Source organism: Ancylobacter sp. VNQ12, from assembly GCF_049445835.1.
In the GTDB taxonomy this organism is placed as follows: Bacteria; Pseudomonadota; Alphaproteobacteria; order Rhizobiales; family Xanthobacteraceae; genus Ancylobacter.
This window is the reverse complement of record NZ_JBMSDU010000008.1, coordinates 174,337-186,779: the sequence shown is the minus strand read 5'-3', so window position 1 is coordinate 186,779 and position 12,443 is coordinate 174,337. Positions and strand designations below refer to the sequence as shown.

The window sequence follows — 12,443 nt, the reverse complement described above, 5'->3', positions numbered from 1 at the left end:
ATAGTCCTCCAAACAAGCGGGCAGAAAGCTCGCCTGATGACGGTCGGCAGCCTCGATAAAACGTCCCATCTGGCACCTCCGAAGCAGTGCCTAAACATAGCATAATCAAGGGTTTTCACACAGCCTCGGACGCTATTCCGCCGCAGCCCGGGTGGCCCGCCATTGCGCGAGCAGGGCACGCAGCGCCGCCGGGCGGACCGGCTTGTTGAGCACTTCCATCTCCGTCGCCCGCGCCGCGTCGCGCACGCGCTTGGAGCGGTCGGCGGTGATCAGCACCGCAGGGAGGCTGCGGCCGAGTTTCCAGCGCAGCTGCTTGGCCGCCTCGATGCCCTCACCATCGTCGAGATGGTAGTCGACCAGCAGCACATCGGGGGTCGTGCGGGCCTCGCGCAGCAGGGCGAGGGCGCGCAGTACGTCCGGCGCCTTGATGACGCGGCAGCCCCAGCCGGTCAGCAGCGTCTCCATGCCGTCGAGGATGGCGGGGTCGTTGTCGATGCACAGCACGATGAGGTCGTTCAGCGTCGCAACAGGAAGCGCGGCGGGCAGCGCGCGCGGCTGTTCTGCGGGGATCGGCGGGGCGGTGGGCACCTCGACCGTGAACACGCTGCCGCGCCCCGACGTCGAGACGAGGCTGATCGGATGGTCGAGCACGCGCGAGAGGCGTTCGACGATGGACAGGCCGAGCCCCAGCCCGCGCGCCGCCTTGGCACCCTGGTCGAGCCGCTGGAACTCCTTGAAGATCAGCTTCTGCTTGGCCTGCGGGACGCCGAGCCCGGTGTCAAGCACCTGGATGCGCAGCTTGCCGCGCTTGTGCCGCACGCCGATCAGCACCCGGCCCTTCAGCGTGTACTTGATGGCGTTGGAGACGAGGTTCTGCAACAGGCGGCGCAGCAGCCGGCGGTCGGAGCGCACCGCCTGCGAACTGGCCACGAAGGTGAGCCGCAGGTTCTTTTCCTTAGCGAGCGGGGCGAATTCGAGCTCGAGCTGGCGGAAGATGTCGTCGAGCCGGAAGGCGCCGACATCGGGCTTCATCGCGCCGGCATCGAGCCGAGAGATGTCGAGCAGGGCGGATAGGATTTCCTCCACCGCCTCCAGCGAGGCGTCGACATTGCGCGCCAGCCGGCCCTCCTCGCCTTGTTCCGCCCGTTCGACCAGGCTGGTGGCGTAGAGCCGGGCCGCGTTCAGCGGCTGGAGGATGTCGTGGCTGGCGGCGGCGAGGAAGCGGGTCTTGGAGATATTGGCCTCGTCCGCCTCGGACTTGGCCTGGGCGAGTTGGGTATTGAGCTTTTCCAGCGCCTTGGTGCGCTCCTTGACGCGGCGCTCCAGCGTCTCGTTGGCGCGCTCCAGCGCCTCCGCCGCTTCGACGGTCGGGGTGATGTCCGTGAAGGTCACGACCACGCCGCCGTCCGGCATGGTGTTGACGCGCACCTCCATGACCACGCCGCGCGGGGAAAGCCGCTCCTGGAAGGTCACGTTGCGGCGGGCATAGCGGGCGAGTTTCTCGCGGACGATCTCCTCCACCGGGCCGGGTCCGAATACGCCGGCCGTGGCGTTGAAGCGGATGATCTCGTCGATGCCGACGCCGATGCGCACGATCTCCGCCGGCAGGTCGAGCATGTCGCCGAACTGGCGGTTCCAGCAGATCAGCCTGAGGTCGCGGTCGAACACGGCGATGCCCTGCCGCACGTGATCGAGCGCGGTCTGCAGGATCTCGCGATTGTACTGGATCGCCGCCGAGGCATCGTCGAGCAGCTTCAGCGCCGCCTTGGTGGAGACGGTGCGCTTCCGCAGCATCAGAGACAGCACGAGGCGCGAGGAGGCCGCGCCGATGGCCGAGGCCAGCAGGTGCTCGGCATAGCGGATGAGCTGGAAGTCCGCCTCGCGCGCAGGGTCCAGCGACAGGCCGCGCATGGCCGACACGCTCTCGAAGGAGGCGCGGGTGCGGTCCTCGCCGAGATAGCGCGACACAGTGCCGATGAGCTCGCCCACCGTCACCGGCGAGCGCCACAGGCGGAAGCTGGGGGTCGAGGGCGTGCGGTCGGTTTCGACGAAGACGCTGGCTTGCAATCGCTCGATCGGTGCAGGCTGGCGCATCAGTGACACGCCGAAGAAGCACAGCACGTTGATCGTCAGGCTCCACATCACGCCGTGGACCAGCGGCGCGGCATGCACGCCGAGCAGCGCCTGGGGGCGCAGCATCGACAGGCCGAAGGGGCCTTCGGCCAGCAGGGCAGGGGAGAACAGGCCGGAATCGATGAGGCTCGGCAGCAGCAGCGTATAGGCCCAGATGGCGATGCCGGCGGCGATGCCGGCGATAGCGCCGAGCGCGGTTCCCCGGCGCCAGATGAGGCCGAGCAGCAGCGCCGGGCCGAACTGGGCGACGGCGGCGAAGGAGAGCAGGCCGATCTGCGCGAGCTGGGCCTCGCCGGTGAAGCGGTAATAGAGATAGGCCAGCAGCAGGATGGCGAAGATGGCGATGCGGCGCACCGTGAGCAGGCGGTAGCCGAGATCCGCCTGCGCATCCTCCTGCGCGGAGGGCGGCGCCAGCGTCCCGCCGCGCTCCGCCGTGTCGGCGAGGCGACGGCCACGCACCATCAGCGGCATGAAGATGTCGTTGGACACCATGACGGCGAGCGCCACCGTCTCGACGATCACCATGGCGGTGGCCGCCGAGAGCCCGCCCACGAAGGCGACCAGCGCCATCGCCTTGGCCCCGACAGACAGCGGCAGCGTCAGCACATACATGTCGCCATCGATGAAGCCGGGCGGGAAGGCGACGAGGCCGGCGATGGCGATGGGAATGACGAAGATGTTGATCAGGACCAGATAGAGCGGGAACAGCCAGGCGGCGGTGCGGATCTCCTGCTCGGAGGTGTTCTCCACCACCGCGACATGGAACTGGCGCGGCAGCAGCAGGATGGCGAGTGCCGACAGCAGCGTCATCACCACCCAGTTGCCGACCGACAGGCCCTCGGTCAGCACCGGCAGCACGCCTTTCTCGGCGGCCTGGTTGAGCAAGTCCCAGGGGCCGGAGAACATGACGAAGGTGATGAACAGCCCGACCGCCAGGAAGCTGACCAGCTTGACGATCGATTCCGTCGCCACTGCCAGCATCAGCCCTTCCTGATGCTCGGTGGCGTCGATGTGGCGCGTGCCGAACAGCACCGCGAACACCGCCATCGCAACAGCGATCATGAGCGCGAGATCGCCCACGATCGGGTAATGCAGTCCGAGGCCTTCGAAATCGCCGAGCATGACGACGAGCGAGGCGGAGACCGCCTTCAGCTGCAGGGCGATGTAGGGCAGCGAGCCGACGATGGCCACGATCGCCACCAGCGCCGCCACCCCCTGGCTCTTGCCGTAGCGGGCGGCGATGAAATCGGCGATGGAGGTGATGTTCTGCGCCTTGGCGAGTCGGACGATGCGCAGCAGGAACGGCGAGCCGAGCGCGAACACCAGCATCGGCCCGACATAGATGGTGAGGAAGTTCACGCCCTGCGTGGTGGCGAGGCCGACCGAGCCGAAGAAGGTCCACGAGGTGCAATAGACCGCCAGCGACAGCGCGTAGATGTAGGGCCGGCCCTCCCTGCCGCGCCGGTTGAACGACAGGCGGCGGTCGCCGTAGCTCGCGACGGCGAAAAGGAAGCCGACATAGACGAGCGCGACAGCGATGATGACCCAGGCCTGAAGCATGGGGGCTCCCGTTTGCGTACGCCGCAGGGGCAGCGTGGCCCTTTATGCCCCCGCGCGGGCGATATCGGCAAGATTGCCCGGCGGATCATCGCACCGTGTCGCGGGCGGTTGCGTTTTCTCATCGCTTGCGGCTCGCAGGCGGGCACTGCACAGTGGCCGGACAGGCAGCGTGCTTAAAGGGGGCCAGCATGAGCAAGGTGCTCAAGGAATTTCGTGAGTTCGCCGTCAAGGGCAACGTGGTCGACCTCGCCATCGGCGTGATCATCGGCGCCGCATTCGGGCAGATCGTGACATCGGTCGTGTCGGACCTGTTCATGCCGGTCGTCGGCGCCATCTTCGGCGGTCTGGACTTCTCCAATTACTTCATCGGCCTGTCGTCGCAGGTCACGGCCACCTCGCTGGCCGCCGCCCGCGAGCAAGGTGCCGTGTTCGCCTATGGTCATTTTCTGACCGTCGTTATCAACTTCCTGATCATCGCCTGGATCCTCTTCATGGTGGTGAAGGGCATCAACCGCCTGCGCCGCAACGCGGCCAGCGAGCCGCCCGCGCCGGCGCCGCCGACCAGGGAAGAAGTGCTGCTGACCGAGATCCGGGACCTTCTCGCGAAGAAGGTCTGACACGCGCCCAGGCGTGGCTTCCGGTGCCGCGTCGGCGAGGGAATGCGGCCTTGAAGTGCCGGCAGAGTTGGCTAGAAGCGTCCGATCGGAATTGGACCTCTTCGCCGCCATGACCAGCTTCACGCGCCTAGCCATCCCCGACGTCGTTCTTGTCCAGCCTGTGCGGCATGGGGATGCGCGGGGTTATTTCTGCGAGACCTACAAGAAGCCGCAGTTCGACGCGTTCGGCATCGACCTCGCTTTCGTGCAGGACAATGAATCGCTCTCGCGCGAGGTGGGCGTGGTGCGCGGGCTGCACTTCCAGGTCCCGCCCATGGCACAGGCCAAGCTGGTGCGGGCGGTGCGCGGGGCGATCTTCGACGTGGCGGTGGATATCCGCAGGGGCTCGCCGAGCTTCGGCCAATGGGTCGCGGTGACGCTGACCGCCGAAAAGGGCGAGCAGCTCTTCATCCCGCACGGCTTCGCCCATGGCTTCTGCACGCTGGAGCCGGACACGCTCATCGCCTACAAGGTGGACGCGCCCTATTCGCGCCAGAACGACGCCGGCATCGCGTGGGACGATCCCGATCTTGCCATCGACTGGCCGGTCGGGCCGGGCGGGGCGGTTCTCTCCGACAAGGATCGCGCGCAGCCGCGGCTGCGCGACGTCTCCAGCCCCTTCGTGCTTTGATGGTTTCCGGGGGAATGCAGGCCGACATGACGATCGACGGGCAGCGTGTGCTGGTCACCGGCGGGGCCGGGTTCATCGGTTCGGCCGTGGTGCGGCGGCTGGTGCGCCAGGGCCGCACGGTGCTCAATTACGACAAGCTGACCTATGCCGGGAACCTCGCCTCGCTGGCGGAAGTGCACAATCATCCCGGCTACAGCTTCGTGCAGGCGGATGTGTGCGACGGCGCGGCGTTCCGCGCGGCGCTGGAGGACTTCCGCCCCGACCTCGTCATGCATCTGGCGGCGGAATCGCATGTCGACCGCTCGATCGACGGGCCCGGCGACTTCATCAGCACCAACATCGTCGGCACCTACACGCTGCTGGACGAAGCGCTGCGCTACTGGCGCGGGCTGGATGCGGCGGCCGCCCGTCGCTTCCGCTTCCACCACATCTCCACCGACGAGGTGTTCGGCACGCTGGGCGAGGAGGGGCTGTTCCGCGAGGACACGCCCTACCAGCCGAACTCGCCCTATTCCGCCTCCAAGGCGGCCTCCGACCATCTGGTGCGGGCCTGGTTCCACACCTACGGCCTGCCGGTGGTGATGTCGAACTGCTCGAACAATTACGGGCCGTACCATTTCCCGGAAAAACTGATCCCGCTCACCATCCTCAACGCGCTGGAAGGCAAGGCGCTGCCGGTCTACGGCAAGGGCGAGAATGTGCGCGATTGGCTCTATGTCGACGACCATGCGGCGGCGCTGGAACTGATCGCCACGCGCGGCCGCCTCGGCGAGAGCTACAATGTCGGTGGCAATAATGAGCGCCGCAACATCGAGGTGGTGCGCACCATCTGCGCCATCATGGACAAGGTTGTGCCGGATGCTGCGATCGGCCCGCGTGAAAAACTGATCACCTTCGTCACCGACCGTCCCGGCCACGATGCGCGCTATGCCATCGACGCCACCAAACTTAAGGATGAACTCGGCTGGGAGCCTTCCGAGACCTTCGAGAGCGGCATCGAGAAGACGGTGCGCTGGTATCTCGACAATGCCGGCTGGTGGGAGCCGCTCAAGGCCCGCTATGACCGCGCGCGGATCGGACTGTCCACATGAGCCTTCTGCTGCTGGGCGCGGGCGGGCAGGTCGGGCGCGAGATCGCGGCGCTGGCGCATGCGCGCGGGACGTCGCTCATTGCCCTCGACCGGGCGGGCGCCGACATCACCGATGCCGCCTCGATCGAGCGGGCGATTGCCGCGCATAAACCTGACGTGGTGATCAACGCCGCCGCCTATACCGCGGTCGACAGGGCCGAGAGCGAGCCCGAGCTGGCCTATCGCATTAATGCCGAGGCGCCGGGACTGATCGCGGCGAGCTGCGCCCGCCATGGCGCGGCGCTGATCCACATTTCCACCGACTATGTGTTCGACGGCTCAAAGCGTGGGGCCTATGTCGAGAGCGATCCGGTCGCCCCGCTCGGCGTCTACGGCGCCTCCAAGGAGGCGGGCGAGCGGGCGGTGCGCGAGCGCCTCGACCGGCATGTGATCGCACGCACCTCCTGGGTCTATGGCGTGCATGGCGCGAATTTCCTCAAGACCATGCTGCGCCTCGCAGCGACGCGCGACCGGCTGACCGTGGTGGCCGATCAGAAGGGCTGCCCGACCGCCGCGCGCGACATCGCCGAGGGGCTCACCGTTGCCGCAGCCGCATTGCAAGCCGGGAAGCCCGTTGCCGGCACCTATCATCTCGCCGGCAGCGGCGTGATGACGTGGCACGGCTTCGCCCGCGCCATCGTCGAGCGCGCGGCCATACATACCGGCCGCCCTGTTGAGGTCGCGGCCATCACCACGGCCGACTATCCCACCCCGGCGCGGCGTCCGGCCAATTCGCAATTGTCGAGCGAGCTGTTCGCGGCGACCTTCGGCTTTCGCGCCGCGCCCTGGCAGCAGCGCGCGGCCGAGGTGGTCGACGCCCTGCTCGCGCCGGCCACTCCTGAGGAAACATCATGAAGGGCATCATCCTCGCCGGCGGTTCCGGCACGCGGCTGCATCCGATCACGCTGGTGGTCTCCAAGCAGCTGCTGCCGGTCTACAACAAGCCGATGATCTATTACCCCCTGACCACGCTGATGATGGCGGGAATACGGGACATACTGATCATCACCACGCCGCATGATGCCGCGCTGTTCCGCCATCTGCTGGGGGACGGCTCGCAGTTCGGCCTATCGCTCAGCTATGCGGTGCAGGACAGTCCGCGCGGGCTGGCCGACGCCTTCATCGTCGGGCGCGACTTCATCGGCGACGAGCGCGTGGCGCTGGTGCTGGGCGACAATCTGTTCTTCGGCCACGGCTTGCCGGAGCTGTTGCAGGACGCGGTGGAGCGCGAGCGCGGCGCCACCGTGTTCGGCTATCCCGTGCAGGATCCCGAGCGCTATGGCGTGGTGGAGATGGGCGCGGGCGGGCAGGTGCTCTCGCTGGAGGAGAAGCCGGCCAAGCCGAAATCCAATCTCGCGGTGACCGGGCTCTATTTCTACGACAACCGGGTGGTGGAGATCGCTGCCGGGCTCAAGCCCTCGCCGCGTGGCGAGATCGAGATCACCGACGTCAACCGCGCTTATATGGAGCTGGGCGAACTCAAGGTGTCGCTGATGGGCCGGGGCTTCGCCTGGCTCGACACCGGCACGCCGGATTCGCTTATCGAGGCGGCGCAATTCGTGCAGATTCTCGAAACCCGCCAGGGCCTGCGCATCGCCGCGCCGGAGGAAGTGGCGTTCCGCGCCGGCTTCATCGACGCCGCCCAGCTGCGCGCGCTCGGCGAGGCGCAGAAGAAGTCGGCCTATGGCGCCTATCTCACCCGCCTCGCCGATGAGGGATATTGAGAGCTGCGGCATCGTCGCCACTGGCGAAAAGTTGGGCTGACGTCAAGGCTGCACAGGTTCTAAGCTGTGCCTCTCTCCGGTTCGATGTCGCGCCGGATGTTCGGCAGCCCTGTGTTCGGTTCGATGAATCTCGCTACTCCCTCGCTCAGCCCCGATGCCGCTTCCTTCGCCCACACACCCTTTGACGGGTCGCGCAAGGCCTTCTCCGTCGGCCTCGCGCCGCTGGATCTCGACGAATGGATCGAGCCGGATCCCCGCCTCGCCGCCCATCTTCTCGAGCGCGAGCAACTGATTCGCGGCAAGCGCGACGTCGTGCTGCGCGAGGAGCCCGGCACGCGCGAGGTCCAGCGCGAGGCGTTGCAACTCGTCGTCGACCATGTCGTCGCGCGCTATCCCACGCTCTACCGGCTGGAGGGGCGCCGCCTCACCGTGCTGGCGACCGGCCGCAGCTTCGATCTCGACGACGAGAGCGAGGCGCCACTCGCCATCGCCGGGCACATCGTCACCGACGACCTCTTGATCCTGACGCCGGGCGAGGCCGGCTATCGGCTGGTCGCGGCCGTCTTGTGCTTCCCCTCCGCCTGGTCGCTGGCGGACCGTTTCGGCCAGACGCTGGACGGGCTGCACGAGGCCGTGCCGGGCTATCAGTCCAAGCTCGCCCGGGTGATGAACCGCATCTTCGAGAATCTGAAGGTCGACCAGCCGGTCTGGCGGGTGAACTGGTCGATCTATCCCGATGACCAGCTGCACCATCCCGAATCGAAGGAGCGCCCACGCGCCTGGTTCGACGATCCCGCCAATCTGGCGCCGGAGGCCTTCGTGCGCGTCGAGCGGCAGACGCTGCGGCGCATGCCGGAAAGCGGCGCCATGCTGTTCACCGTGCGCATCCATGTCGACCCGTTCACCTCGTTCCGGCGGCATCCCGAGGGGCGCACGCTGGCGGCATCGCTGCGCGAGCAGATCCTTGGCCTCGATGCCGACCAGCTCGCCTACAAGGCGCTGACCGAGCATCGCGACGCCATCGCCGCGGTGCTGGAGCGGATCGCCGGCGGCGACTAGACTGCCGGAATCGAAGGGGAGGTGCCGGTGGTCTTCTGGGTTCCGTTGCTGGCATGGCTCGCCGCCATCGTCGCCGCCATTCTCATGGTGCTGCGCGGGCCACGCCCGATCACCGTCGGCAGGGTCGTGGACCAGCTGCTGCGCTACGTCCTGGCCTTCCCGGTCGGGTTGATGGGCCTGTGGGCCTTCATGGGCCATGTCTTCTTCGCCGAGCAGGCGGCGGCGTCCATCGGCTGGGCGCCGAGCCCGTTCCAGTTCGAGGTCGGCATGGCCAATCTCGGCATCGGCCTTGCCGGGCTGATCGGCGCCTTCTTCGGCTCGCCCGGCTTTCGGGCGGCGGTCGGCGTGGTGATGCTCGGCTTCCTCGGCGGCGCGGGGGTGGGCCATGTCGTACAGATCGAGCAGGCCGGCAACCTCGCCGCCGGCAATGCCGGGCCGATCCTCTACACCGACTTCCTCACGCCGCTGGCCGTGCTCGGCCTCCTGCTGGTGCAGCGTCTGTTCCGCCGCGCGCCCGCGCCGTGAGGCGGGCTGCGGCATACTCGCTGTAACGGTTGCGTCGCGCCTCGCACGGCCTAACTAGAGGGCGACCGAGTGAGGCAGATGTGTCCGATTTCGACAAGCCCGACCTTCCCGACCGCGAAGCCAACCGTCTGAGCGCCCGCGCCACCCGCTATGCCCGCGTTGGCGTCAAGGTCGGCGGCGTCGCCGCGCGCATCGCCGGCACCCGGCTGCTGGGGTTCGAAGGCCAGCGCGGCGGTAATGCGGCGGCTCTTGCCGCGGCGCTGGGTGGGCTGAAGGGCCCGATCATGAAGGTCGCCCAGCTGATGGCGACCATTCCCGATGCGCTGCCGCCCGAATATGCCGCCGAACTGGCGACCTTGCAGAGCCAGGCCCCGCCCATGGGCTGGGCCTTCGTCAAGCGGCGCATGATCGCTGAACTGGGCCCCGACTGGGCCTCGCGCTTCGCCAGCTTCGACAAGGAGCCGGCCGCCGCCGCTTCGCTCGGCCAGGTGCACCGGGCGCGAGCCCTCGACGGCACCGAGCTCGCCTGCAAATTGCAATATGCCGACATGCAGTCGGCGGTGGAGGCAGACCTCAAGCAGCTCGAACTGGTCTTCGCGCTGCATCGGCGCATGGATCCCGCCATCGACACCACCGAGATCGCCAAGGAGATCGGCGAGCGCGTGCGCGAGGAACTGGACTATCGCCGCGAGGCCGCCCATGCCGGGCTCTATGCGCAGATGCTGGCCGACGAGGCGGGCGTGCGGGTGCCGCGCGTCCATGCCGATCTGTCGACCGGTCGCCTGCTGACGCTGGACTGGCTCGACGGACGGCGCCTGCTCGACTTCGTCGATCATCCGCTGGACCAGCGCAACGCCATCGCCCATGCCATGTTCGCCGCCTGGTGGCTGCCCTTCTCGCGCCACGGCGTGATCCATGGCGACCCGCATCTCGGCAACTACACCGTGTTCGAGCAGAGAGGCGCGCCGGCCGGCATCAACCTCCTGGACTATGGCTGCATCCGCATCTTCCCGCCCAGCTTCGTCGGCGGGGTGGTCGATCTCTATCGCGGCCTGCAACAAGGTGACGAGGCGCGTATCGTGCATGCCTATGAGACCTGGGGCTTTCGCGGCCTCAAGCGCGACCTGATCGAGGTGCTGAATATCTGGGCGCGCTTCATCTACGGCCCGCTGCTCGACGACCGCGTGCGCAGCATCGCCGACGGCGTGGCGCCGGGCGAGTATGGACGGCGCGAGGCGTTCCGCGTGCACAAGGCGCTGAAGGAGAAGGGGCCGGTGCGCGTGCCGCGCGAATTCGTCTTCATGGACCGGGCCGCCATCGGGCTCGGCGGCGTGTTCCTGCATCTTCGGGCCGAGCTGAACTTCCACGCTCTGTTCGAGGCGGCGATCGCCGATTTCTCGACCGATGCGGTGGCGGCGCGTCAAGGCGCCGCGCTCAGGGCCGTCGGCCTCGCATGAGCGCGGCACCCGGCGACATTGCCGCACGGTGAGTCTTCCGCTAAAGCGGAGACAGGGAACATCATTCTTTGGGAGGGGGTCACATGGCTGATCACGGAGCGCCCGAATACGCCACGGCGGACGGCAACGACTACGCCGAGCATCAGGGCACCTACCACTTCTTCGTCAAGATGACGCTGGTCAGCACGCTGGCCCTCGCCAGCTTCATGGTGTCGTTCGCCATTGGCGGCGCCAACGGCCATTGGGGCATCTTCACGCTCGGCACGCTGGCCTCGGTTGCGGTGACCGCGATCGGCCTCGCCTCGAAGGACGGTAAGCCCAAGCTGCTGTTCGGGCTGCTCGGCCTTCTCACCCTCGCCCTGATCATCACGTCCTGAGCTGAACCATGCGCATAGCGGTTGTCAAAGAGAGCTCTGCTTCGGAGCCACGGGTTTCTGCGTCGGTTGATACGGTCAAGCGGTATGTTTCGCTTGGGGCTGACGTTGTTGTTTCGTCGGGTGCGGGTTTGGCGTCGGGGATCGGCGACGGGGATTATGAGGGCGCGGGCGCGTCGGTGGTCGCGGATAATGCGGCGGCGGTGGCGGGGGCGGACATCGTGCTCGGGGTGCGCCGTCCGGAGGCGGGCGCGCTGGCCGGGGTGAAGCCGGGCGCGCTGGTGATCTCGATCGCGGATCCCTATGGGCACGAGGCGGAGCTGGAAGCGCTGGCGAAGGCCGGCGTGTCGGCGTTTGCGATGGAGCTGATGCCGCGGATCACCCGCGCGCAGGTGATGGACGTGCTGTCCAGCCAGGCGAACCTTGCCGGCTACCGCGCGGTGATCGACGCGAGCGCCGAGTTCGGCCGGGCCTTCCCGATGATGATGACGGCGGCGGGCACGGTGCCGGCGGCGCGGGTGTTCGTGATGGGCGCAGGCGTGGCGGGCCTTCAGGCGATCGCCACGGCGCGGCGTCTGGGCGCGGTGGTGTCGGCGACCGATGTGCGCCCGGCGGCGAAGGAACAGGTGGAGTCTCTGGGCGCCAAGTTCATCGCGGTCGAGGACGAGGAGTTCAAGCAGGCGGAGACCGCGGGCGGCTACGCCAAGGCGATGTCGGCGGAGTACCAGGCCAAGCAGGCGGCGCTGACGGCGAGCCACATCGCCAAGCAGGACATCGTCATCACCACGGCGCTGATCCCCGGGCGTCCGGCGCCGAAGCTGGTGTCCAGCGAGATGGTGGCGTCGATGAAGCCGGGCTCGATCCTGGTGGACCTGGCGGTGGAGCGCGGCGGCAATGTCGCGGGCGCGGTCGCGGGCGAGGTCGTCACCACGGCGAACGGAGCTAAGATCGTCGGCTATCTCAACGTGCCGGGGCGTCTGGCGGCGACGGCGTCGCAGCTCTACGCGAAGAACCTTTACGCCTTCGTGGAGACGCTGGTCGACAAGGGCACGAAGTCGCTTGGCGTGAAGTGGGACGACGAACTGGTGAAGGCGACGCTGCTGACGAAGGACGGTGCGGTGGTGCATCCGGGGTTCAAGCCGCAAGGGGCTGGCGACGCCGCCTCGGCGGCGTGAGCGCGGCCGGGTTGAGCGTC

The 12,443-nt window shown here is 67.7% G+C and carries 11 protein-coding genes; 10 read left to right on the top strand and 1 reads right to left on the bottom strand.

Annotated elements, in window-relative coordinates:
• Positions 1-132: 132 nt before the first annotated feature.
• Entirely contained in the window at positions 133-3,693 is a 3,561-nt protein-coding gene (locus tag ACO2RV_RS13535; RefSeq protein ID WP_423293768.1) for a PAS domain-containing hybrid sensor histidine kinase/response regulator, read from the bottom strand.
• A 197-nt stretch (positions 3,694-3,890) separates the two neighbouring features.
• On the opposite strand from ACO2RV_RS13535, the gene mscL reads away from it, so the two are divergent.
• The 10 genes from mscL to ACO2RV_RS13485 all read left to right on the top strand — a co-directional run bounded on the left by mscL (position 3,891) and on the right by ACO2RV_RS13485 (position 12,423).
• Positions 3,891-4,310 carry a large conductance mechanosensitive channel protein MscL gene (gene mscL / locus ACO2RV_RS13530; protein ID WP_423293776.1) on the top strand — a complete coding sequence of 140 codons (420 nt, stop codon included), beginning with the start codon at positions 3,891-3,893 and terminating at the stop codon, positions 4,308-4,310.
• A gap of 109 nt (positions 4,311-4,419) precedes the next feature.
• Positions 4,420-4,980, top strand: coding sequence for a dTDP-4-dehydrorhamnose 3,5-epimerase (rfbC, locus tag ACO2RV_RS13525; RefSeq protein ID WP_423293766.1), 561 nt, complete (start codon positions 4,420-4,422; stop codon positions 4,978-4,980).
• Positions 4,981-5,006: 26 nt separating this feature from the next.
• Positions 5,007-6,071, top strand: a complete 1,065-nt coding sequence (gene rfbB / locus ACO2RV_RS13520) for a dTDP-glucose 4,6-dehydratase (RefSeq protein WP_423293764.1) — start codon at positions 5,007-5,009, stop codon at positions 6,069-6,071.
• Positions 6,068-6,964: a dTDP-4-dehydrorhamnose reductase gene (rfbD, locus tag ACO2RV_RS13515; protein WP_423293762.1), complete on the top strand. Its 897-nt coding sequence runs from the start codon at positions 6,068-6,070 to the stop codon at positions 6,962-6,964. Before rfbB ends, rfbD begins: the two co-directional genes overlap by 4 nt.
• Entirely contained in the window at positions 6,961-7,833 is an 873-nt protein-coding gene (rfbA, locus tag ACO2RV_RS13510; RefSeq protein ID WP_423293760.1) for a glucose-1-phosphate thymidylyltransferase RfbA, read from the top strand. The genes rfbD and rfbA overlap by 4 nt, the downstream gene beginning before the upstream one ends.
• 96 nt (positions 7,834-7,929) lie before the next feature.
• The gene (locus ACO2RV_RS13505) at positions 7,930-8,892 is read left to right on the top strand and encodes a heme-dependent oxidative N-demethylase family protein (RefSeq protein ID WP_423293758.1); all 963 of its coding nucleotides are present in this window, start codon (positions 7,930-7,932) and stop codon (positions 8,890-8,892) included.
• Positions 8,893-8,919: 27 nt separating this feature from the next.
• Positions 8,920-9,417, top strand: a complete 498-nt coding sequence (locus ACO2RV_RS13500; RefSeq protein ID WP_423293756.1) for a DUF6790 family protein — start codon at positions 8,920-8,922, stop codon at positions 9,415-9,417.
• A gap of 80 nt (positions 9,418-9,497) precedes the next feature.
• The gene (locus ACO2RV_RS13495; RefSeq protein WP_423293754.1) at positions 9,498-10,874 is read left to right on the top strand and encodes an ABC1 kinase family protein; all 1,377 of its coding nucleotides are present in this window, start codon (positions 9,498-9,500) and stop codon (positions 10,872-10,874) included.
• Between the two features lie 83 nt (positions 10,875-10,957).
• Entirely contained in the window at positions 10,958-11,251 is a 294-nt protein-coding gene (locus ACO2RV_RS13490; protein WP_423293752.1) for an aa3-type cytochrome c oxidase subunit IV, read from the top strand.
• Positions 11,252-11,259: 8 nt separating this feature from the next.
• On the top strand, positions 11,260-12,423 hold the full coding sequence (locus ACO2RV_RS13485; RefSeq protein WP_423293750.1) for a Re/Si-specific NAD(P)(+) transhydrogenase subunit alpha: 1,164 nt from the start codon (positions 11,260-11,262) through the stop codon (positions 12,421-12,423).
• The last annotated feature ends 20 nt before the right edge of the window (positions 12,424-12,443 follow it).